General features: G+C 72.4%; 17 protein-coding genes. 8 read left to right on the top strand and 9 right to left on the bottom strand.

Features of this window, described 5'->3' with window-relative positions:
- Positions 1-73 precede the first annotated feature (73 nt).
- On the top strand, positions 74-874 hold the full coding sequence (locus ACWAT2_RS13835) for a CPBP family intramembrane glutamic endopeptidase (protein ID WP_402376762.1): 801 nt from the start codon (positions 74-76) through the stop codon (positions 872-874).
- On the opposite strand, the gene ACWAT2_RS13830 is transcribed toward ACWAT2_RS13835, so the two are convergent.
- The 4 genes from ACWAT2_RS13830 to ACWAT2_RS13815 form a co-directional block, all read right to left on the bottom strand.
- Complete coding sequence (locus ACWAT2_RS13830; protein WP_402376489.1) at positions 867-2,558, bottom strand: dipeptide ABC transporter ATP-binding protein; 1,692 nt, start codon at positions 2,556-2,558, stop codon at positions 867-869. The genes ACWAT2_RS13835 and ACWAT2_RS13830 overlap by 8 nt on opposite strands.
- Positions 2,555-3,601, bottom strand: a complete 1,047-nt coding sequence (locus ACWAT2_RS13825; RefSeq protein ID WP_402376491.1) for an ABC transporter permease — start codon at positions 3,599-3,601, stop codon at positions 2,555-2,557. Before ACWAT2_RS13825 ends, ACWAT2_RS13830 begins: the two co-directional genes overlap by 4 nt.
- On the bottom strand, positions 3,601-4,596 hold the full coding sequence (locus ACWAT2_RS13820; RefSeq protein ID WP_402376494.1) for an ABC transporter permease: 996 nt from the start codon (positions 4,594-4,596) through the stop codon (positions 3,601-3,603). The genes ACWAT2_RS13825 and ACWAT2_RS13820 overlap by 1 nt, the downstream gene beginning before the upstream one ends.
- 66 nt (positions 4,597-4,662) lie before the next feature.
- On the bottom strand, positions 4,663-6,306 hold the full coding sequence (locus ACWAT2_RS13815) for an ABC transporter substrate-binding protein (RefSeq protein ID WP_402376496.1): 1,644 nt from the start codon (positions 6,304-6,306) through the stop codon (positions 4,663-4,665).
- 200 nt (positions 6,307-6,506) lie between these two features.
- On the opposite strand from ACWAT2_RS13815, the gene ACWAT2_RS13810 reads away from it, so the two are divergent.
- A complete protein-coding gene (locus ACWAT2_RS13810) occupies positions 6,507-9,287 on the top strand; it encodes a flippase-like domain-containing protein (RefSeq protein WP_402376499.1) in 2,781 nt (926 codons plus the stop codon).
- Positions 9,288-9,359: 72 nt separating this feature from the next.
- Here the strand turns inward: ACWAT2_RS13810 and ACWAT2_RS13805 are convergent, their stop codons facing one another.
- Both ACWAT2_RS13805 and ACWAT2_RS13800 read right to left on the bottom strand, forming a co-directional pair.
- Positions 9,360-9,641 carry an HU family DNA-binding protein gene (locus tag ACWAT2_RS13805; RefSeq protein ID WP_106265333.1) on the bottom strand — a complete coding sequence of 94 codons (282 nt, stop codon included), beginning with the start codon at positions 9,639-9,641 and terminating at the stop codon, positions 9,360-9,362.
- Positions 9,642-9,805: 164 nt separating this feature from the next.
- Positions 9,806-10,567, bottom strand: coding sequence for a copper resistance protein CopC (locus tag ACWAT2_RS13800; protein ID WP_402376502.1), 762 nt, complete (start codon positions 10,565-10,567; stop codon positions 9,806-9,808).
- 69 nt (positions 10,568-10,636) lie between these two features.
- Here ACWAT2_RS13800 and ACWAT2_RS13795 point away from each other — a divergent pair, with 69 nt between their 5' ends.
- From ACWAT2_RS13795 to ACWAT2_RS13785, 3 genes are all read left to right on the top strand, one after another.
- Positions 10,637-12,685, top strand: coding sequence for an NAD(+) synthase (locus ACWAT2_RS13795; protein WP_402376505.1), 2,049 nt, complete (start codon positions 10,637-10,639; stop codon positions 12,683-12,685).
- Positions 12,686-12,709: 24 nt separating this feature from the next.
- Complete coding sequence (locus tag ACWAT2_RS13790) at positions 12,710-13,981, top strand: amidohydrolase (RefSeq protein WP_402376507.1); 1,272 nt, start codon at positions 12,710-12,712, stop codon at positions 13,979-13,981.
- A gap of 62 nt (positions 13,982-14,043) precedes the next feature.
- The gene (locus ACWAT2_RS13785) at positions 14,044-14,496 is read left to right on the top strand and encodes a hypothetical protein (protein WP_402376508.1); all 453 of its coding nucleotides are present in this window, start codon (positions 14,044-14,046) and stop codon (positions 14,494-14,496) included.
- Between the two features lie 47 nt (positions 14,497-14,543).
- Here the strand turns inward: ACWAT2_RS13785 and ACWAT2_RS13780 are convergent, their stop codons facing one another.
- Entirely contained in the window at positions 14,544-16,574 is a 2,031-nt protein-coding gene (locus ACWAT2_RS13780) for a penicillin-binding transpeptidase domain-containing protein (RefSeq protein WP_402376511.1), read from the bottom strand.
- 178 nt (positions 16,575-16,752) lie between these two features.
- Between ACWAT2_RS13780 and ACWAT2_RS13775 the strand changes: the two genes are divergently transcribed.
- From ACWAT2_RS13775 to ACWAT2_RS13765, 3 genes are read left to right on the top strand one after another with little or no spacing between them, the layout of a single operon-like run.
- Positions 16,753-17,958 carry an SHOCT domain-containing protein gene (locus ACWAT2_RS13775; protein ID WP_402376513.1) on the top strand — a complete coding sequence of 402 codons (1,206 nt, stop codon included), beginning with the start codon at positions 16,753-16,755 and terminating at the stop codon, positions 17,956-17,958.
- Positions 17,959-17,970: 12 nt separating this feature from the next.
- Positions 17,971-19,203, top strand: coding sequence for a TFIIB-type zinc ribbon-containing protein (locus ACWAT2_RS13770; RefSeq protein ID WP_402376515.1), 1,233 nt, complete (start codon positions 17,971-17,973; stop codon positions 19,201-19,203).
- Positions 19,200-19,532 carry a hypothetical protein gene (locus ACWAT2_RS13765; RefSeq protein ID WP_402376517.1) on the top strand — a complete coding sequence of 111 codons (333 nt, stop codon included), beginning with the start codon at positions 19,200-19,202 and terminating at the stop codon, positions 19,530-19,532. Before ACWAT2_RS13770 ends, ACWAT2_RS13765 begins: the two co-directional genes overlap by 4 nt.
- 30 nt (positions 19,533-19,562) lie before the next feature.
- On the opposite strand, the gene ACWAT2_RS13760 is transcribed toward ACWAT2_RS13765, so the two are convergent.
- A complete protein-coding gene (locus ACWAT2_RS13760; RefSeq protein WP_402376520.1) occupies positions 19,563-20,771 on the bottom strand; it encodes a MalY/PatB family protein in 1,209 nt (402 codons plus the stop codon).
- Positions 20,772-20,809: 38 nt separating this feature from the next.
- A complete protein-coding gene (locus ACWAT2_RS13755) occupies positions 20,810-21,502 on the bottom strand; it encodes a hypothetical protein (protein ID WP_402376522.1) in 693 nt (230 codons plus the stop codon).
- Positions 21,503-21,519 lie beyond the last annotated feature (17 nt).

The raw sequence follows: 21,519 nt of genomic DNA, 5'->3' as shown, positions 1-21,519 counted from the left end.
CCACCACCGCACCGTGGGTAGGCCTACCCTGGACGCCGTGCACGACTCCGCCTCCGCACCGCCCGACCGATGGATGGCCCCCGCGCCCGCCGCACCGGCGCGCACGGTGCGCGACCGCCGTCGGACCGGCGCCGAGATCTGGATCGTGCTCGGGCTGAGCCTCGGCCAGAGCGGCGTCTACGCGCTGGTGAACATCGTCGCGCGGCTCACCGCGGAGACGTCGCTGGCGGAGCAGTCCGCCACCCTCAACGCGTCCCGCTCGCCCCGGCCCTGGCTCGACCTGACCTACCAGCTCCTCGGCGTCGCGTTCGCCCTCGTCCCCGTCGCCCTGGCGATCTACCTGCTCAGCGCCCGAGGGCCCGGCACGCTGCGGCGCATCGGGCTCGACGCCGCCCGGCCCGGCCGCGACACCACCTGGGGCTTCGCACTGGCCGCGGCCATCGGGCTGCCCGGCCTCGCCTTCTACGCCCTGGGGCGCCTCCTCGGGATCACCGTGAGCGTCCAGGCCAGCGCCCTGGACGCGCACTGGTGGACCGTGCCGGTGCTGATCCTCGCCGCCCTGCAGAACGGGCTGCTCGAGGAGGTCGTCGCGGTGGCCTACCTCGCCGAGCGCACCACCGACCTCGGATGGACGCGCCTCAAGATCGTCGTCGTCAGCTCGCTGCTGCGCGGGTCCTACCACCTGTACCAGGGGATCGGACCGTTCCTCGGCAACGTCGTCATGGGCGTCGTCTTCGCCTGGTTCTACACCTCCCGGTGGGGCCGGCACCGCGTGCTGCCCCTCGTCGTCGCGCACACCGTGCTCGACGTCGTCGCGTTCGTGGGCTACGCGCTGGTGCCGGCCGAGTGGCGGGCGGCGCTCGGCATCACCTGACGGGTGCCGCCGTGAGCTCCTCCCACGCCTGCCGCCGCTCCGCCTGGGCCACCGGGTCCGGCACCGGCAGCGACGCGAGCAACCGCCGGGTGTAGTCCTCGCGCGGCGCACCGAGCACCTCGGCGCCCGTCCCCTCCTCGACGAGCCGACCGCGGTACAGCACCGCGATCCGGTCCGCGAGGAGGTCCACCACCGCCAGGTCGTGCGACACGAACAGGCACGCGAAGCCGAGCTCGGCCTGCAGCTCGGTGAACAACGCCAGCACCTTGGCCTGGACCGAGACGTCGAGGGCCGACGTCGGCTCGTCCGCGACCAGCAGCTCCGGGTCGAGAGCCAGGCCCCGGGCGAGGGACGCCCGCTGACGCTGCCCGCCGGACAGCTCGTGCGGGAACCGGTCGCCGTACGAGCGGGGCAGCTGCACCGCCTCGAGCAGCTCGTCGACCCGCTTGCGCGCCGCCTCCGGCGTCCGGGCACGCCCGTGCACCACCAGCGGTTCTGCCACGCACTCCGCGATGGTCAGCAGCGGGTTGAACGAGGTGGCCGGGTCCTGGAACACGAACCCCAGCCGGGGGCGCATCGTCCGCAGGCTCCGCCCGCGCGCACCGTTCATCTGCGCGCCGAGCACCTCGAGCGACCCGCCGCTCACCGGCGTCAGGCCGGCGATCGCGCGCGCGATCGTCGTCTTGCCCGAGCCGGACTCGCCCACCAGGCCCAGCACCTCGCCCGGCCGGATGGTGAACGAGACGTCGTCCACCGCCGTGAACGACGGCTGCCGCAGGCGGCCCGGGTAGGTGATGGTCAGGCCGTCCGCGCGGACGACCGGCTCGGCGTCGTGCCACCCCTGCGGACGCTCCTCGAGGCGGGCCTCTGCGCGAGCCACACCCTCGCCGATCCGCGGGACCGCACCGAGCAGCGCCCTGGTGTACTCGGCCTGCGGGTCGGCGAAGAGGTCCTTGACCGGGGCGCTCTCCACGACCTCACCCTGGTACATCACCGCGACGCGGTCCGCCAGGTCCGCGACCACGCCCATGTTGTGCGTGATGAGGACGATCGCCGTGCCCGTGTCGTCCCGCAGCCGCCGCAGCAGCTCGAGGATCTCGGCCTGCACCGTGACGTCGAGGGCCGTGGTCGGCTCGTCCGCCACGATCAGGCCCGGGTTCAGCACCAGCGCCATCGCGATGACGATGCGCTGCTTCTGCCCGCCCGAGAACTGGTGCGGGTAGTGGTCCACCCGCTCCTCGGGGTCCGGGATGCCGACCGTGCCCAGCACCTCGATCGCGCGGCGACGCGCCTCCTTCTTCGAGACCTTGCCGTGGGCGCGCAGCCCTTCCGCGATCTGCCGGCCCACCGTGTAGACCGGGTTCAGGACGCTCGACGGCTCCTGGAAGACCATCGCGACGTCCCGGCCGCGCACCTCGCGGAGCTTCGCGCCCGACACCGACACGACGTCGGTGGTGCTGCCGTCCCGCCCGGTCAGCACCACGGCGCCCCGGATCGTGGCCGTGGCGGGCAGCAGGCCGAGGATGGCCTTCGCCGTCACGGTCTTGCCCGAGCCGGACTCCCCCACGACGGCCAGGACCTCGCCCGGGCGCACCTCGAGGCTCACGCCGTCGACGGCGCGCACCGGCCCGGCGTCGGTGGCGAACGAGATCGCCAGGTCGTTGATCGATGCGACGGCGCTCACGCGACGTCTCCCTTCTGCTGGTCGTCCGCGAGGACGGACGTGGCCGCGACCTTCCCGGAGACCTGCTTCGACCGGGACCGCGAGCGCAGCCGCGGGTCGGCGAGGTCGTTGAGCGACTCGCCGACCAGCGTCATCCCCATGGCGGCGATGACGATCGCCAGCCCCGGGAACAGCGCGGTCCACCAGATGCCCGACGTGACGTCGGCGACGGCCCGCTGCAGGTCGTAGCCCCACTCGGCGGCCGCCGTCGGCTCGATCCCGAAGCCCAGGAAGCCGAGCCCGGCGAGCGTGAGGATCGCCTCGGAGGCGTTGAGGGTCACGATGAGGGGCAGCGTGCGGATCGAGTTGCGCAGCACGTGGCGCGTCATGATCCGCCAGTGCCCGGTGCCGAGCACGCGCGCCGAGTCGACGAACGCCTCGCCCTTGACCCGGACCACCTCGGCCCGCACCACGCGGAAGTACTGCGGCACGAACACCACGGTGATGGACAGCGCCGCGGCGAAGATGCCGCCCCACATGCTCGACTGCCCGCCCGAGATGACGATGGCGAGCAGGATGGCGAGCAGCAGGGACGGGAACGCGTAGACGGCGTCCGCCACGAGCACGAGCATCCGGTCGAGCCAGCCCCCGAAGTACCCGGACAGCAGCCCGAGGACCACCCCGACCACGATCGAGGACAGCACCGCCACGACGACGACGAACAGCGCCGTCTGCGCACCCCACACCACCCGGGACAGCACGTCGTAGCCGCCCACGGTGGTGCCGAACCAGTGCTCGGCGCTGGGCGGCTGCTGCGCACCGAACATGCCGTCCGGGCCGCGCAGCTGCGCCCACGTGTACGGCGCGATCCACCGTGCACCGGCCGCCAGCAGGACGAAGGCCCCCATGAGGACCAGTCCGGCGACCAGCATGCCGCGCTGCAGCCCGACGCTCTGGCGCAGCTGGTGCACCACGGGCAGCCGCTTGAACCACGCACCGCGACCGCGCAGGTGCTCCGGCGCGGCACCAGCGGTGCCGACGCTCGTGATCTCCGGCGCAGTCATCAGTACCTCACTCTCGGGTCCACGAGGACCGCGATCATGTCGACCAGGAAGTTCGTCACGGCCACCACCACGGCCATCACCACGACGATCCCCTGCACGGCGACGAAGTCACGCGCCTGCAGGTACTGCGCGAGCTGGAAGCCCAGCCCGCGCCACTCGAACGTGGTCTCGGTGAGGACCGCGCCGACCAGCAGCATGGCGATCTGCATGCCGGCCACGGTGATGATCGGGATGAGGGCCGGCCGCCAGGCGTGACCCGTGACGAGGCGGCGCTCGCTGATGCCCCGCGAGCGGGCCGCCGTCACGTAGTCGGTGCCGAGGGTGCCGATCATGTTGGTGCGGACGAGCCGGAGGAAGATCCCGGCGGTCAGCAGCCCGAGCGCGAGCGCCGGCAGGGCGGCGTGGGAGAGCACGTCGAGGACGACCTCGGGGTCCCCGGTGCGCAGCGCGTCGATCAGCACGAACCCGGAGTCGGCGCCGGCCTTGCGCATCTCGATCTCGCCGCCGGTCGACACGCGGCCCGCCACGGGGAACCACCCGAGCCAGACCGAGAAGACGAGCTTGAGCAGCAGGCCCGCGAAGAACACGGGCGTGGCGTACGCCAGGATCGCGAGCACCCGCAGGACGGCGTCCGGGACGCGGTCACGGAAGTAGCCGCTCAGCATGCCGAACGGGACGCCCAGCAGTGCGGCGACGAGCACCGCGTAGACGCTGAGCTCGAGCGTCGCCGCGCCGTAGGTGGTGAGCACCTCGGTCACGGGCCGGCTGTCGCTGAGGGTCGTGCCGAGGTCGCCGGTGAAGATCCCGGAAAGGTAGTCCCAGTACTGCACGATGATCGGCCGGTCGTACCCGGCGGCGTGGATGCGTTCGGCGAGCTGGTCCGGGGTGAGACGACCGCCGAGGGCGGCCGTGATCGGGTCACCGGTGGCGCGCATGAGCACGAACACGGTGGTGACCAGGATGAAGACGGTGGGGATGATCAGCAGGAAGCGCACCAGGACGTACCGTCCCAGTGCGCCTCCCGCTGCAGGTGTTGCAGCCACGGGCGATGTACCGGCCCGTCAGCCCTTGGCCAGCGCGGCGTAGCGGAACTTGAACGACGGGTCGAGCGTGTCCTCGGCACCCGTGACGTCGGCGCCGACGACGGCGACCTGAGCACCCTGGAGGTAGGGCACCGTGGACAGGTCCTGCGCCACGGTGTCCTGGATCTCCTCGATGATGGCGGTGCGCTCGGCCGGGTCGGTGGCGACGCCCTGCTCCAGGATGAGGTCGTCGACCGCGGGGTTCGAGTAGTGGTTGCTGAGGAAGTTCTCCGTCTGGAAGAACGGCGTCAGGTAGTTGTCGGCGTCCGAGTAGTCCGGGAACCAGCCGAGCTGGTACGCGGGGTAGACGTCGGAGGAGCGGTCCTCGCTGTACTGGACCCACTCGGTGGTCTGCAGGTCGACCGTGAACAGGCCGGACTCCTCGAGCTGGTCCTTGATGAGGGCGTACTCGTCACCGGACGACGGCCCGTAGTGGTCGTTCGAGTACTGCAGGCTCAGGCCGACGGGCGTCTCGACGCCCGCGTCGTTCAGTGCCTGCTCCGCGGCGGCCGCGTCCGGGCCGCCCTGCCCGTCGCCGTAGAGCTCCTTGAGGGACTCGGTCGCGCCGGTCAGGCCCGCCGGGACGTAGGAGTACAGCGGGGTGTAGGTGCCCTTGTAGACCTGCTCCGAGATCGCGTCGCGGTCGATCAGGTGCGCGACGGCCTGGCGCACGGCGAGCGCCTTGTCCTCGTCGGCCTCCGGCTGCTCGGCACCGTACGGCTGCGTGTCGAAGTTGAAGACGATGTAGCGGATCTCGCCGCCCGGCCCCTCGACGACCTTGACGTTGTCGTCGCCCTGGAGGTCCTCGACGTCGGTGGAGGACAGCGAGCGGAACGCCACGTCGACCGAACCCTGCTGCACCTCGAGCTTGAGGTTCGAGGAGTCGGCGAAGTACGAGACGTTCACCTCGGCCGTCTCGGCCGGGCCGAGCAGGCCCTGGTAGCCCTCGTACGCCTCGTAGGTGATGAGCTCGTTGAAGTTGTAGCTGGTGATCGCGTATTGGCCCGCGAAGGCGTTGCCGTCGACGATCTCCTGGTCGGGCGTCAGCTCGTCGGCGGAGAAGACGTCCTCGTCGACGATCGGGCCGGCCGGGGAGGACAGGATCTGCGGGAAGGTCTGGTCGTTCTCGCTCTTGAGGTGGAAGACGACGGTGGTGTCGTCCACGACCTCGGTGCTGTCCAGGTTGTACAGCAGCGAGGAGGGGCCGTTCTCCGCGGCGATGGCGACCATGCGGTCGAAGCTGAACTTCACGTCCGAGGCGGTCAGGTCGTTGCCGTTGGCCCACTTGAGACCGGGCTTCAGCGTCACCGTGTACTCGGTGGGCTCGGTGAACTCGGCCGACTCGGCGATGTCGGGCTCGACGTCCGGGCTGCCGTACGGCGTGTTCATCAGGAACGGGTAGACCTGGTTCATCACGGCGAACGACCCGTTGTCGTACGAACCGGCGGGGTCGATCGTCGTGACCTTGTCGGTGGTGCCGACGGTCAGCGCACCGCCGGCGTCGCCGCCCTCGTCGCCGCTCTCGCCGTCGCCACCGCCGCTGCACGCCGCGAGCAGGACCGCGACGCTCGCCGCGCCTGCGACGGCGGACAGGCCGCGTCGGTTGCCTCGAATGGACCTCATGGTTGATCTCCTCTGGATGCGGCCGCGGATCGTCGCGGGCACGGAGTTGTCTAGCAGCCGCCTGTGTCGGGCAGGTCACGTCGGTGTGACGCCATACGACCCGCCCCGCAACGCTGCGGATGTTGTGCGCGGCACACTACCCCTCGGACACGGCATATTTCGACCAGCCCTCGGCGACCCGCCCACCTAGACTCGCGAGCATGTCCCGCGCGCGTGAGGAGGCCCCGACGGGGCCCGCTGCCCCGCGCTCCGTCGTGCACGAGGTCGGGTCCCTCGCCCCCGAGGAGGCCTCGAACCCCCCGACGGGCGCCTTGCGCGCGCTGTTCGTCGGCGGGGGCCCACCCGACCACGACGCCGGCCTGGTGCGCGTGGTCGACAACCCCGAGCAGCGCGTGCGCAACCCTTCCGACCTGCTCGGGCTGGTCCTCAGCGCGCTGGGCGTCACGCTGGTCCTGGTGCTGTCGGTGGTCGCGCACGGCACCACCGAGGGCGTCACCCAGGACGTGCGCGCGTTCAACACGCTCCTCGGCGAGCTGCTCTTCATCCCGGTCCAGCTCCTCGAAGGGCTCGTCACGCTGATCGTGCCGGTCGCGGCGCTGCTCGAGCTCGGCATGCGGCGGCTCGGGCGGCAGGTCGTCGAGTCGATCGTCGCCGCGGGCCTGGGTCTGGTCCTCGGCGTGCTGGCCATGCTGGCGCTCGCCTGGCTGGGCAGCGACGAGCTCGTCCGCACCCTGTCGGTGTTCCGCGACGGCGCCTGGACGATCACGATCCCGGGCTACGTGTCCGCCATCGCAGGGCTGCTGACGACCGCCGGGCCGCGCACCCGCCGTCGGACGGTGCGCTGGTCCTGGAACGTGCTCTACCTCGCGCTCGTCGTCGCGCTGATCACCGGGCAGGCCGCGCTGCCGGGCGTGCTCGTGGCACTGCTGCTCGGCCGGCTCGCCGGGCAGGCGGTCCAGTACGCCTCCGGGGTCCGCTCGGAGCGGGCCTACGGCGGCGAGCTCGTCACCGCCGTCCGGCACGCCGGCTTCCGGCCCACCGCGCTGGTCCGCGTCCGGGGCGTGTCCGCACAGGTGGACGACGACGGCACGGACGGTCCCGGCACCGGTACGGGCAGCGCGCTGCCCGACGACACGGTCACCCACGTCGACGCCGCCGGTGAGGTCACCGGGCGCACCACCCTGCGGGCCATGATCCGTCACCGCGGCCGGGCCGGCGCTCGCGGCAGCCGGGGCGAGCAGGTGGACCAGCCGGACATCCCGTCGTCGGGCACCCTCGCGGACCCCGCCACCATGGCGCTGACCCGGGCCGGCGACACCCGCGTGTACGCGATGTTCACGCCTGACGGCGACCGGCGCGACGTCGTCGTCCTCGACGGGGACCGGCACGTGGTCGGGGTGCTGACACGGGCCTGGCGGGCGCTGCGGCTGCGCGGGCTCGAGGGGCGCGCGCAGGTGTCGCTCAAGGCGGTCGCCGAGCGCACCGCGCTCCTCACCTATGCCGCGACCGCGGCCGGCGTCCGCACTCCGCACCTGCTCGGCGTCGGCGAGGCCGCCGACTCGATCGTGCTGGTGAACGAGCACGCCGAGGGCGCCGTCTCGTGGCGGGACCTGCCCGACGACGCGCTCGACGGGGACGACGGGGACGAGATCCTCGCGGCCGCCTGGGAACAGCTGTGCCGCGCGCACGCCGCGGGACTGACGCACCACGCGCTGACGCAGGACGTGCTGCTCGTCGGGCGCGACGACGACGGCACCCCGCGGGTCTGGCTCACCGGCTGGGAGCAGGGCGAGATCGCCTCCACCACGCTCGGCCGGCGCCTCGACCTCACCCAGATGCTGGCGCTGCTCGCGCTCAAGGTCGGCCCGGACCGAGCGGTCGCGTCCGCGGTGCGGGCGCTCCCGGACGCCGACGTGACCGCCGTCGGCCCGCTGCTGCAGTCCGTCGCGCTGCCCGCACCCACCCGGGTGGCCGTGCGCCAGCGCAAGGGCCTGCTCGACGCGCTGCGCGACGCGCTCGTGGAACGGCTCCCGCAGGTCGACGTCCAGCCGCAGAACATCACCCGGTTCGGCGCGCGCACCGTCATCATGCTGACCCTGTTCATCGTGGTGATCACCGCGCTGGTCACCACGATGAACCTGGACGAGATCACCGAGGCGGTGAGCCAGGCCAACCCGTGGTGGATCGTCGTGGCGTTCACGCTGGGGGCGATCACCTGGTTCGGGGCCGCGCTGACGTTCGTGGCGTTCTCGCCGAAGCGGCTGCCGGTGTGGCGCGCCACCCTGACCCAGATGGCCGGATCGTTCGTCGCGCTCGCGGCCCCCGCCGGGATCGGTCCCGCGGCGCTCAACCTGCGCATGCTGAACCGCCGCGGCGTCGCGATGCCGATGGCGGTCGCGACCGTGGCCCTGGTGCAGGCCTCGCAGTTCGTGGTGACGGTCCTGCTGCTCGTGGTGCTGTCGATCTTCACGGGCTCGGGCGGCCTCATCGAGCTGCCGTCCATCACCGTGCTGCTCGCGATCGCCGGCGTCGCCGCCGTCGTCATCGCGACGTTGCTGGTCCCGGCGGTGCGCCGCTGGGTGTGGGAGAAGACGCGCCCCACCCTCGAGCAGGTGTGGCCGCGACTGTCGCAGATGCTCGGCCAGCCCGGTCGGCTCGCGCTGGGGATCGGCGGCAACGTGATCATGTCGCTGGGGTACGTGCTCGCCTTCGACGCGTCGCTGACGGCGTTCGGGCAGTCGCTCCACCTCATCGACGTCGCGGTGATCTACCTGGTCGGCAACGCCCTCGGCGCGCTCGTCCCGACGCCCGGCGGCCTGGGCGGAGTCGAGGCCGCGCTCACCGCCGGCCTCACCGCCGCCGGCATCCCGGCGTCGATCGCGCTGTCCACCACGATCCTGTTCCGGCTCGTCACCTACTGGGGCCGGGTGCCGTTCGGCTGGGTCGCCATGCGCTTCCTGGAGCGCAAGGGCGACCTGTGACGCGCGAGGGCCCGCCGTCCGCGGCAGAGCGGACGGCGGGCCCTCGAGGTGCTGACCGAGGTCAGCGGGACGTCACTTGGCGACGGCCTTCTTCAGCAGCGAACCGGCGCTGATCTTGACGCCGTAGCCCGCGGGGATCTGGATCTCCTCGCCCGTGCGGGGGTTGCGGCCGGTGCGGGCGGCACGCTCGACGCGCTCCACCGACAGCAGACCGGTGACCTTGACGGCCTCACCCTTGCCGAGCGACTCGATGAGCACCTCCTGGAGGGCGTTGAGCGCAGCCTCGGCGTCCGACTTGGTCAGGTCGGCCTTGGCGGCGATGGCCGAGGCGAGCTCGGACTTGTTCAGCGACATGTGAATCCCCTTCTCCGGATCACGACGTACGAGACCCGCACGTCGTCACGTTCTCGGTCGGTCCGGCGCGAACCGGTGGACCGGGAACACACTAAGGAACATCCGCACGTTCCTGCGACTTTTGCGCCCTTCGGCGTGGCTCGCAGGCCGCACGGACGGCTGGTTCAGACCTGCGGACCGTCCCGCGGGCCGGGCTCGACGGACTCGTGCAGGCGTCGGCGCGACCGGGTGACGAGCACGGCCGCCGTACCGATCAGGACCACCAGGACGGCACCGTAGACGAGCGGCATCGCGCTGCCCGAGCCAGCCTCGTCGGCGGCCGCGTCCGCCCCGCCTGCCGCCGGCTCCGACACCTCGGGGGTGGGCTCGGCAGTGGGCTCGGCCACCGGCTCGTCGCTGGGCTCGTCGGCGGGCTCGTCGCTCGGCTCGTCGGCGGGCTCGGCCGGCGCCGCGACGGTGTAGGAGAACTCGCCCTCGATGGGGTGGCCGTCCGCGGAGACGGCGCGCCACTGCACCACGTGCTCGCCGCCCTCGTCGGACGGGTCGAACGTCGCGGTGACGGTCTCGCCGTCGACGGCGACCTCCGCGTCGACCTCGCCCGACGGCGTGCTGACGCGCACCTGGGTGCCGTCCGGGATGATCACGGCGCTGTAGGTCAGCGTGAGGGTGTCGACCGGCGCGTCGAGCTCGTCGCCGTCCGCCGGGTCCGACGACACCAGGCGGTCGTGCGCGCTCGCCGGTGAAGCCGCCAGGATGCCCACCGCCGCGCCCCCGACCGCCGTCAGCAGCATCGCGAGGGCCACGATCGCCGCGACGACGCGGCCACGGTTCTTGCGCACCGGCGTCCAGGCGGGCCCGGAGTCGTTCGACGAGCGTGGGCCGGAGGGTCGAGGAGCGGGGTCGGAGCCCGCTGGTTTCTGCGCCACGGTGCGACCATATCCGGGCCGCGCCGCCCCCGGCGAACACGGAGGCACGACGTCGGGCACACTCGGAGGGTGGACTTCCGCAACGCCTACGCCCACGGCTTCGCCCGTGTCGCCGCCTGCACCGTGCCCGTGACGGTCGCCGACCCCGCCGCCAACGCGGCCGTGATCCTCGCCGAGGCGCGGGCCTGCCACGACGAGGGTGTCGCCGTGGCGGTCTTCCCGGAGCTGTCGGTGTCGGGCTACGCGCTGGACGACCTCCACCTGGCCGACACGCTGCTGGAGGCCGTGGCCGACGCGCTGGCACTGATCGTCGCCGCGAGCGCCGACCTGCGCCCGCTGCTCGTGGTGGGCGCGCCGGTGGAGGTCGACGGGCGCGTGCTGAACTGCGCCGTCGTCGTCCAGGGCGGCCGGGTGCTCGGCGTCGCGCCCAAGTCGTACCTGCCCACCTACCGCGAGTTCTACGAGTCGCGGTGGTTCGCGGCCGGGGCGGACCACCGCGGCGGCACCGTGCGGCTGCCGTTCGCCGACGACGACGTCCCGTTCGGCCCGGACCTGCTGTTCCGCGCCGCGGACGTCGCCGGCCTGACGGTGCACGTCGAGGTGTGCGAGGACATGTGGGTGCCCGTGCCGCCGTCCGCCGAGGCGGCCCTGGCCGGCGCCACGGTCCTGCTCAACCTGTCCGCCAGCCCCATCACGATCGCCCGCGCCGAGGACCGGCGGCTCATGGTCCGCTCGGCGTCGTCGCGGTGCCTGGCCGCGTACGTGTACGCCGCCGCGGCGCAGGGCGAGTCCACCACGGACCTGTCGTGGGACGGGCAGACGATGGTCTACGAGGCCGGCGACCTGCTGGCCGAGACCGAACGGTTCCCGGACGGGCCGCGGCGCGCCGTCGCGGACGTCGACCTCGACCGGCTGCGCCAGGACCGCCTGCGGCAGGGGACGTTCGACGACAACCGGCGAGGCCTGGGCGAGCGCGTCCAGGGCTTCCGCACCGTCGAGTGGGAGGTGGGTCCGCCGTCGGGCGACCTGGGCCTGCGGCGCAAGGTGGACCGTTTCCCGTTCGTGCCCGACGACGCCGCGCGCCTCGCGCTCGACTGCTACGAGGCGTACAATATCCAGGTCACGGGACTGGAGAAGCGGTTGCAGGCCATCGGGCGGCCGAAGATGATCGTCGGCGTCTCCGGCGGCCTGGACTCCACGCACGCCCTCGTCGTCGCCGCCAGGGCGATGGACCGGCTGGGCCGGCCCCGCACCGACGTGCACGCGATCACGATGCCGGGGTTCGCGACGTCGTCCGCGACGAAGGACCGCGCGACCCGGCTGGCACGCTCCCTCGGCGTGGGGTTCGAGGAGCTGGACATCCGGCCCGCGGCGACGCAGATGCTGCGCGACCTCGGCCACCCGGCGGGCGACGGCGAGCCGGTGTACGACGTGACGTTCGAGAACGTCCAGGCCGGGCTGCGCACCGACTACCTGTTCCGGATCGCGAACCACCGCGGCGGGATCGTGCTGGGCACGGGTGACCTGTCCGAGCTGGCGCTCGGCTGGTGCACGTACGGCGTGGGCGACCAGATGTCGCACTACGCGGTGAACACCGGGGTGCCGAAGACGCTGATCCAGCACCTCATCCGCTGGGTGGCCGACTCCGGCGACTTCCCCGCCGAGGTGGGTGACGTGCTGCGCGAGGTCGTGGTGCAGGAGATCAGCCCCGAGCTGGTCCCGGTCGGTGAGGGCGAGACGCCGCAGTCCACCGAGGCGATGGTGGGACCGTACGCGCTGCAGGACCTCACGCTGTACTGGACGCTGCGGCACGGCCTGCGACCGTCCAAGATCGCGTTCCTGGCCTGGCACGCGTGGCGCGACGCGTCCGTCGGCGACTGGCCGCCGAACTACCCGCACGACGAGCGCTCCGCCTACGACCTCGCGGACGTCCGGAGGTGGATGCTCGTGTTCTTCCGGCGGTTCTTCGCCTCGCAGTTCAAGCGCACCGCCCTGCCGAACGGACCGAAGGTCTCCCCGGGCGGCACGATGTCACCGCGCGGGGACTGGCGGATGCCCTCGGACGCGTCGCCCGCGGCATGGCTGCGCGAGATCGAGGAGAACGTCCCCGAGGCGTGACCTCGGAGCGGGCAGGATGGGGCGATGACCTCCACCACACGGCCCGGCTCCCTTGGCACCACCCGCAGCTCCGTCGCCCTCACCAACGCCTACGTGGTCCCGGTGGTCGGCGACCCGGTCGACGGCGGCACCGTGCTCGTCACCGACGGCACCATCACCGCCGTCGGCGCGGACGTCACCGTGCCCGACGGCGTGCGCACCCTCGACGTGGGCGGCCGCTGGGTGCTGCCCGGGTTCGTCGAGTCGCACGGCCACCTCGGCGTGCACGAGGAGTCCGAGGGCTGGGCCGGCGACGACACCAACGAGATGACCCACCCCGACGGTGCCGCGCTGCGTGCCCTCGACGCGATCAACATCGAGGACGAGGGATTCCGTGACGCGCTCGGGGGCGGGGTGACGTCCGTGGTCGTCAAGCCCGGCTCCGGCAACCCCATCGGTGGGCAGACCGTCGCGATCAAGACGTGGGGCGGGCGCACCGTCGACGAGCAGCTCCTCGCCGAGGCCGTCTCGGTGAAGTCCGCCCTCGGCGAGAACCCCAAGCGCGTGTACGGCGACCAGAAGAAGCTCCCGTCCACCCGGCTCGGGGTCGCCGCCGTCATCCGCCAGGCCTTCGTCGCGGCGCAGCACTATGCCGCCGCCCGCACCGCCGCCGAGACCAAGGGGGAACCGTTCGCCCGCGACCTCGCGAAGGAGGCGCTGGCCCGCGTGCTCGACGGCGAGCTCGTCTGGGACCAGCACGTGCACCGTGCCGACGACATCGCGACCGCCCTGCGGCTCGCCGACGAGTTCGGCTACCGCCTGGTCATCAATCACGGCACGGACGGCGCCGCGGTCGCCGACGTCCTGGCCGAGCGGGACGTCCCCGTCATCTTCGGCCCGATGTTCACCACGCGCACCAAGGTCGAGCTGCGCAACCGGGCGATCGCCGGCCTCGCCCGGCTGGCGGAGGCCGGCGTGCGGGTCGCCATCACCACGGACCACCCGGTGGTTCCGATCAACTTCCTGGTGCACCAGGCCTCGCTGGCCGTCAAGGAGGGGCTCGACCGGCAGGTGGCGCTCGAGGCGCTCACCGTCAACCCGGCGGCGTTCCTCGGCCTGGACGAGCGCGTCGGGTCGCTGCGCCCCGGCCTGGATGGCGACGTCGTCGTCTGGTCCGGCGATCCCCTGGACGTGACGTCCCGCGCCGAGCACGTCTTCGTGACCGGCACGGAGGTCTACACCTGGGACGCGGCGGCCGACGGCGGGAGGGGCGCGGGGCAGGTCGTCGAACGTGGCGCGCGGTTCGCCACGACGTGACCCTCGGCACAGTCGGGCACCGATTGTTGCCTGCCGGGGGTCCCGCGTAGTCGAATCCCTCCATGCGCTCACTCGCCGCCGCCGCCGCGGCCGTCACTGCCGCCCTGCTGCTCTCCTCGTGCGCCGGGCTGGCCGCCGACGGACCGGTCGCCGAGAACTCCCCCAGCGCGGAGGTCGCCGCGGAAGCCGCCGCGGGGCCCGAGAGCGTCGACCCTCTGACCACGTGCCGCAGCTTCTACGTCGGCGGCAAGCTGTCGATCAGCAAGCGCATCAAGCGGTGGGGCTCGGAGGTCGCCTACCCGGCGACCGCCGAGAACACCGTGGAGCTCACCACCATCCACGACCGCCTGGGCGGCCAGATCAGCGATGCCGAGCCCGGGCCGGCCATGCTCCTGAAGAGCGTCCAGAAGCCGTTCGGCGTCTCGCTCGACGGTGGGTCGGCGGACCCGGCGGACGTGGTCGAGGCCACCGAGGTCGTCGAGCGGATGTGCGTCGACGCCGGCTACCGGCCGTGAGCCCCTCGGGCGTCTGACCCGCGGGTCCGGGTGCGTGCGGGTGCGGGTCAGCGACCCTCGAGGAACTCCACCATCAGCGGCCCCGCCGTCGTCGACCCGTACTCGCCGTCCTCCACGAACACCGCCACCGCGAGGTCGTCCGCGACCGCCAGCATCCACACGTGCTGGCGCGACCCGTCGCCGTACTGCGCCGTACCGGTCTTGGCCCCCACGACGTCCTCGATGTCGGCCAGCACCGACGCGCTGCCGTCCGTGACCACGCCACCCATGAGCTCGAGCAGGTCGGCCGCCTCCGCCTCGGTCAGCCCGTCGCCCGCCGGCGCCTCCTCCTCGGACGTCTCCTCGGCGGCCTCCTCCGACGCCGTCGGCTCCCCGGCGGTGTCCACCTCGGTGCCGTCGGCGCCCGTCACCGACCGGACGATCCTCGGCTCGACCCGCTCCCCCGCGGCGACGCTCGCCGCCACGGTCGCCATGCCCAGCGGCGAGGCCAGCACCTCCCCCTGGCCGATGGCGGACTCCGCGTGCCCCGTCTGCGACGCCTCGTCCGGCACCGCACCGGTGAACACCGGCGCCTGGTCGAACCTCGTCGACGTGCCGAGACCCAGGTCCGCGCCCGCGGTCGCGAGATCGGCCTGCGTGACCTCCTCGGCCGACCCGATGAAGGCCGTGTTGCAGGAGTGCGCGAACGCCGTCGCGAACGGGACCTTGCCCGAGGCCGACGACGGGTAGCCCGGCACGTTCGAGTAGGTGCGGCCGTCCACGGTGATCTCCTCCGGGCACCGCACGGAGTCCGCCGGGGAGGTGCCGTTGCGCAGCAGCGCGAGCGCCGTGGCCACCTTGAACGTGGAGCCCGGCGGGTACTGGCCCAGCGTCGCCGTCGACCACCCCTCGCTGCCCGGGCCGCTCGCCGCGGCGAGCACGTCACCGGTGGAGGGCCGGATCGCGACGATCGCGCTGGCCGGCTCGACGCCGTTCAGGGTGCTCTCCGCGAGCATCTGCAGGTCGGGGTCGAGCGTGGTTGCGACGTCGGCGCCCGCCGTGGGCTCGACCCGGAAGAGCTCGCGGGCCTCCTCGCCGTCCTCGGCGTCACCCTCCGACGGCACGACGCTCACCACCAGACCCTCGGCCCCGCGGAGCTCCTCGTCGTAGTCCCGCTGCAGCCCGGACAGCCCGACGACGTCGCCCGCGGCGATCGCGCCGTCGGACTCCTCGACGATCTCGGCCGTCGCCTCGCCCGACCGTCCGAGGATCGGCAGCGCGAACGACGACGTGGGCGCGAGCTCCATCGTGTCCTCGACGACGTTGACGCCCTCGATGTCCCGGGCGTCCTGCACCGAGAAGTCGATGCCGGGGTCCTCCTGGCGGACCGTGATCGCCTCCACGAACGCCTTGTCGCCCGCGGCCTCCACCCGCGCCACGTAGTCGTCGGGCTCGCGCCAGATCAGCTCGCCCAGGCGGCGGGCCTGCGAGCTCCACTGCCCCGCACCGATGCGCGTCTTGTCGATGCCGACGCGCCAGACGTCCCGCTCGGTCACGAGCGGCTCACCGTCGATGTCCAGGATGTCGCCGCGCTCGGCCGGCACCTCCTCGACCGCGATCCGCTCACCCGCGCCCAGTCCCGGCACCACGAGGTCGGTGTCCCACTGCGCCTCCCAGGCGCCCGGTCCCTCGGATCCCTCGGGCGGCTCGACCCAGGCCAGCTCGGTCGTGGTCGTGTACTCCCAGGTCCGGTCGCCGTCGAGCGGCCAGGACCACGCCAGGGTGACCTCGGCAGCGGGCGGGGCGTCGTCGGACTCCTCCACCTCGGTGACCTCCGCGACCGTCACGGCGGGTTCGCCGCCGGCCGCCTCGGCGACCTCGACGAGCGGCTCCGTCACCTCGAGCAGGTGCGCCTGCGGGTCTGCCGACGTGTCCGTCGCGAGCGGCACGTCCGTCAGGTCGAGCCCGGCGAGCGCCGCGGCGAGCGTGCCGGCCGCGTCGGACGCCGGAGGTCGGTCCGCGCCGGTGCAGGCCACCAGCGCGATCACGACGGCAGGAGTCAGGAGGGCGGTCACGGTGATCGATGTCCGACGGCGCACGCACGGAGAGTAGCGCGGCACGGCGGTGCGGGGGGGGATCGTGCCGACGGGCGGGTCGTGACGTCCCGGGTGAAATGTCCCGGATTCCGGCGCGTCCGAACACCGGGCGACCGAGGGACGATACGGTCGTCGGTGGCCAGTGCCGGAGCACGACAGCGGAACGACATCGAGGACACGCATGGGATTCATCAAGGCCTTCGCCGGCGCTCTCGGCGGCACGTTCGCCGACCAGTGGAAGGACTTCCTGGTCCCGCCGCGCGGCCTGGCGCCGACAGCGGCCATCTTCCCCGCCGTCGCCCAGGGCCGTAACGCCGGGCGCGGATCCAACACCCAGGCCTCCGAGCACATCATCACCAACGGTTCGCGCATCGTCGTGCCCGAGGGCTACGCGCTCGTGACGTTCCAGGACGGCGGCCTCACCGGGTTCGTCGGTGAGCCGGGCGGGTACGTCTACACGTCCGAGGACCAGAACTCCGCCTCGGTGTTCGCCGGGGACGGCCTGCTCTCCTCGACGGTGAAGACCTCGTGGGAGCGTTTCAAGTTCGGCGGGCAGCCCGGGTCGCAGCAGCTCGCGTTCTACGTGAACCTCAAGGAGATCCCGAACAACCGGTTCGGCACCCAGTCCGAGATCTACTGGGACGACGCCTACCTGCGGGCCCAGGTCGGAGCGATCACCCGTGGCAGCTACACGCTGCGGATCGTGGACCCGATCCTGCTCATCAAGAACTTCGTGCCGCTGACCTACCTGGGCCACGACGCCAAGGTCTTCGACTTCAGCGACCTGGACAACGACGCCGCCAGCCAGCTCTTCAACGAGCTCGTCGGATCGTTGGCCGCGGCGTTCTCGCACTACACGAACGACCCCGGCAAGGGGAACCGCATCGCGCGCATCCAGGGCGACGCGGTCGGCTTCGCGCAGTCGCTGAGCCACGCCGTCGAGGAGGGCTACAGCTGGACCTCCGACCGCGGGCTGAGCATCGTCAAGGTCGCGCTGCAGGCGATCGAGTACGACGAGGACACGCGCAAGCTGCTCTCCGACGTCAAGAAGGCCGACGCCCTGGGCGGCGCACGGGGCAACTCGTTCATGCAGCAGGCCGCCGCCCGCGGGTTCCAGGCCGCCGGGGAAAACCCGGACGGCGGGGCGGCCGGCATGGCCTTCCTCGGCATGGGCATGAACGCCGCGGGAGGCGCCATGGGCGGTCTCCAGCAGCCGACCGAACCGGGCTTCCAGCAGCCGAGCGCGCAGCAGGCTCCGCCGGCGCCCCCCGCGCCGCCCACGGAGGACCCGATGGCGCAGCTCACCAAGTTCAAGGAGATGCTCGACGCAGGCCTCATCACCCAGGAGGACTACGACGCGGCCAAGAAGAAGGCGCTCGGTCTCTGACGGATGGCGGACATGACCGAACCCGCGACGGAGCGGCGGGACGAGAGCGACGACCGGCAGGCGGACGGTACCCCGCAGGTCCTGCGGACCGACGCTGACGCGGCCTCCGGGCTCAGCAAGTGCCCACGGTGCGGGGCGACCCAGATCGCCCTCAACATCGGCTCGGGGATGCTGCGCTGCAGCTTCTGCCGGGACGAGTGGTCGACGCCCAACGCGAACGAGGCGTTCGCCCTCGACCAGGGCGTCGACCAGCTCACGGGCGTCACCATGGGCTCCGGCTCGGCGGACATCGTGCCGTCCGCCGAGGTGGTGCTGACGTTCAAGTGCGGCGCGTGCGGTGCGGAGATCGTCATCGACACAGCGAGCAGCACCCAGGCGCGCTGCCACTGGTGCCGCAACAAGCTGTCGATGAACGAGCAGGTGCCCAACGGCGCCGTGCCGGACATGGTGCTGCCCTTCAGCCTGCCGAAGGAGCGCGCCGTCGAGCAGATCGCACAGTTCGTGCGCAAGCGGCGGTTCTTCGCGCACCCGCGGTTCCGTGAGGAGTTCAACCCGGAGAACGTGCTGGGCGCCTACCTGCCGTACATGGTCGTGGACGTCAACGCCCACGCGTCGTTCACCGGCCAGGGCGAGCACCAGACCCGTCGCTACTCCGTGAAGGTGAGCGACGACCGCTCCGAGACGCGCTACGACGCCGACCTGTACGACGTCGGCCGGGACTTCGACGTCGAGATCCACGACCTCGCCGTCGTCTCGTCGCGGGAGCGCCTCGACCAGCGGTCCAGCACCTCGAACAACGTCATCAACGCGATCCGGCCGTTCGACCTCGAGAACGCGGTGACCTACGACTCGAACTACCTCGCGGGGTTCACCTCGGAGCGTCGCGACACCAACGTCGCCGACCTGGCGCCGATCGTGGACGCGCAGTCGACGGACGTCGCCCGGCACGCCGCCCACAGCACCCTCGGCTTCTACGACCGCGGCGTGCGGTGGGACCACGAGCAGCTCACCGTGAAAGGTCAGCGCTGGGTGTCGGCCTACCTGCCGGTCTGGCTCTACAGCTATCACCAGGAGAAGAAGGACGGCCGGTCGATGGTGCACTACGTCGCGGTCAACGGCCGCACCGGCTCCGTGATGGGCAGCGTGCCGATCAACTATCCGCGCCTGCTCCTGACGTCCGCGGCGGTCGAGGTCGCCGGGATCGTGGTCGGCACGATCATCCTCGCGCTGGGGGCGATCCTGTGACCCGCCTCGCCGAGGTGACGGTCCTCGCCTCCACCGACTCCGGCGACTGGTCGAGCGTCGGCCTGCTGTTCTTCGCCGCCGGCTTCGTGTTCTACGCCGTCATGTACCTGCGGTACCGCAACACCGACAAGCGCTACCAGCACGAGTCGCGCACGCGGACCGTCACGAACGACATGCGGGCCCGCGACGAGAAGGTCCGGTCGCTCAAGGGCTTGAAGAACTCGCGGATGCGGGGGGCGAACCACCGGTCGGTGAAGGGCGCGCTGAACTCCGGGGGCGGCGCGGCGAAGCTGATGTCCGCGCTCGGCCGGCACGGCACGGGCAGGTAGATCGCTCGGGTCCGGTACTACCTCGCCGTACTACCTCGGGGTGAGGGCGGGGGCGAGGCGGCTCACGGCCTCGGTGAGCGTCTCAGCCGACGCCGCCAGGTTCAGCCGCAGCATGCCCTCGCCCCCGGAACCGAAGTGCCGGCCGTCCCCGAGAGCCACCCGCGCGGTGCGCAGCACGTGGTGGTGCGGGTCGGCGCCCTCGGGCACCGCGTCCCGCACGTCCAGCCACATCAGGTAGGTGCCGTCCGCCGGCCGGACCTGCACCGCCGGCGCCTGCTCGGCCAGCAGCCCCGTCACCAGCTCCCGGTTGCGCACGATCCCCGCCCGCAGCGCGTCGAGCCATTCGTCACCGTCGGTGTACGCCGCGGCGTGCGCGATCACCGCGAGGTGGTTGACGGCGTGCCCGGCGATCTCGGGGATGCGCCGCAGGTCGTCCGCCGCCGCGGTGCCGCCCACCGCTGTCGCGGCCCGCAGCCCCGCGAGGTTGAAAGCCTTCGACGCCGAGTGCACGGCGATCGCCCTCTCGCTCCCCGCGACGGAGAGCAGCGGCGTGAAGGGTGCGGCGCCGTCGACCAGGTCGGCGAAGGTGAAGGGTGCGTGGATCTCGTCGGCCACGACCCGGACGCCGTACCGGTCTGCGAGCGTCAGCACCGCCTCGAGCTCGGCGCGCGTGTGCACGGTGCCGGTCGGGTTGTGCGGGTTGCACAGCAGCAGCACCGCCCGGCGGCCCGAACCGGGTCGACCGTTCGACGGGTCGTGCCCCGAGTATCCGGTGGCCGCCTTGAACGCGGCCTCCAGCGTGCCGAGGTCGAGCCGACCGGCGGCGTCGAGCGGCGCCTCCACGACCTGGCGTCCCTCGTGGCGGCTGTACGCGTAGAACGGCTGGTAGACGGGCGGGGTCACCACGACGGCGTCACCCGGTGCGGTGAGCACGCGCAGGATCTCGACGACGGCGACCATGACGTCGGGCAGCGTGCGGCTGGTGTGCTCGTCGGGCGTCCAGCCCCAGCGCCGGTCGGCGAACGGCGCGAGCGCTTTGGCGTAGCCGGTGCCGACGTCGTAGCCGGTGTCACCGAGCTCGAGGGCGCGCCGCACCGCCTCGACGAGGAACGGCGGCTGCGGCACGTCCATCTCCGCGACGAAGAGCGGCAGCACGTCGTCGGGATAGGCGCGCCACTTGACCGAGGTGCGACGGCGCAGGTCCGTCAGGGAGAGCTGGTCCAGGGGGTTCGCGGTCACCCCCTCGGTCTACCAGACGTCCCGAGGTCGCGTGGCCCTCAGACCTCGGCGGGCCGCACGACGTCGACCCACTGCTCCGCCCGCAGCTCCTCCGAACGCTCGTCGAGACCCGACCAGCGCCGGGCGTCCTCGATGGTCGCCTGGAGGAGGTCACGCAGCCGCGCGTCGGAGTCGGGCACGTACGCCTCGCTGATGCCCTGGACCGCCGTCGACACGACCGACGGTGCGGCGTCGCGCACGAACCGCTTCGGCTTGACGTGGGTCCCCGCGCAGAAGCGGCGAGCCCACTCGGCCGTCTTCGGCGCGCTGGCCAGCGCGGCCAGGCTCTCGGGCGACAGCGTCCCCTCCAGCCGGCCGTCCAGCGTGTCGAGCATGCGCTCGGCACCGAAGATCGCCACGGCCAGGGTCTGCTGACGGTCGGCGGGAGCCACTGGCAGCGCCGTCCGAGCGGATCGCAGCGCGATGCGCACGTCCCAGTGCGGGTCGTCGCTCGTCAGGCCGATGACCGACGGGATCATGGCCGACAGCCGCGGCCGTGCCTGGTCCGAGGTCAGGTCGTTCACCGCTCGTGCCAGCATCGCCAGGAGCGGATGCGTGCACTGCGGATGGTCGCTCCAGCGCTCCCCGGCGAGGAACGACGCGAGCTCCATGAAGCACGCGCCCTTCTTCGGGTTGCGGTGCTTGCCACGGCCCAGCATGGGCAAGGCGTCGAACGTTCCAGCGGTTCCCACCACGAGTCCACCCCCGT

The organism is Isoptericola sp. GX10416, assembly GCF_056590155.1.
This window is presented reverse-complemented; position numbering and strand designations above follow the sequence as displayed.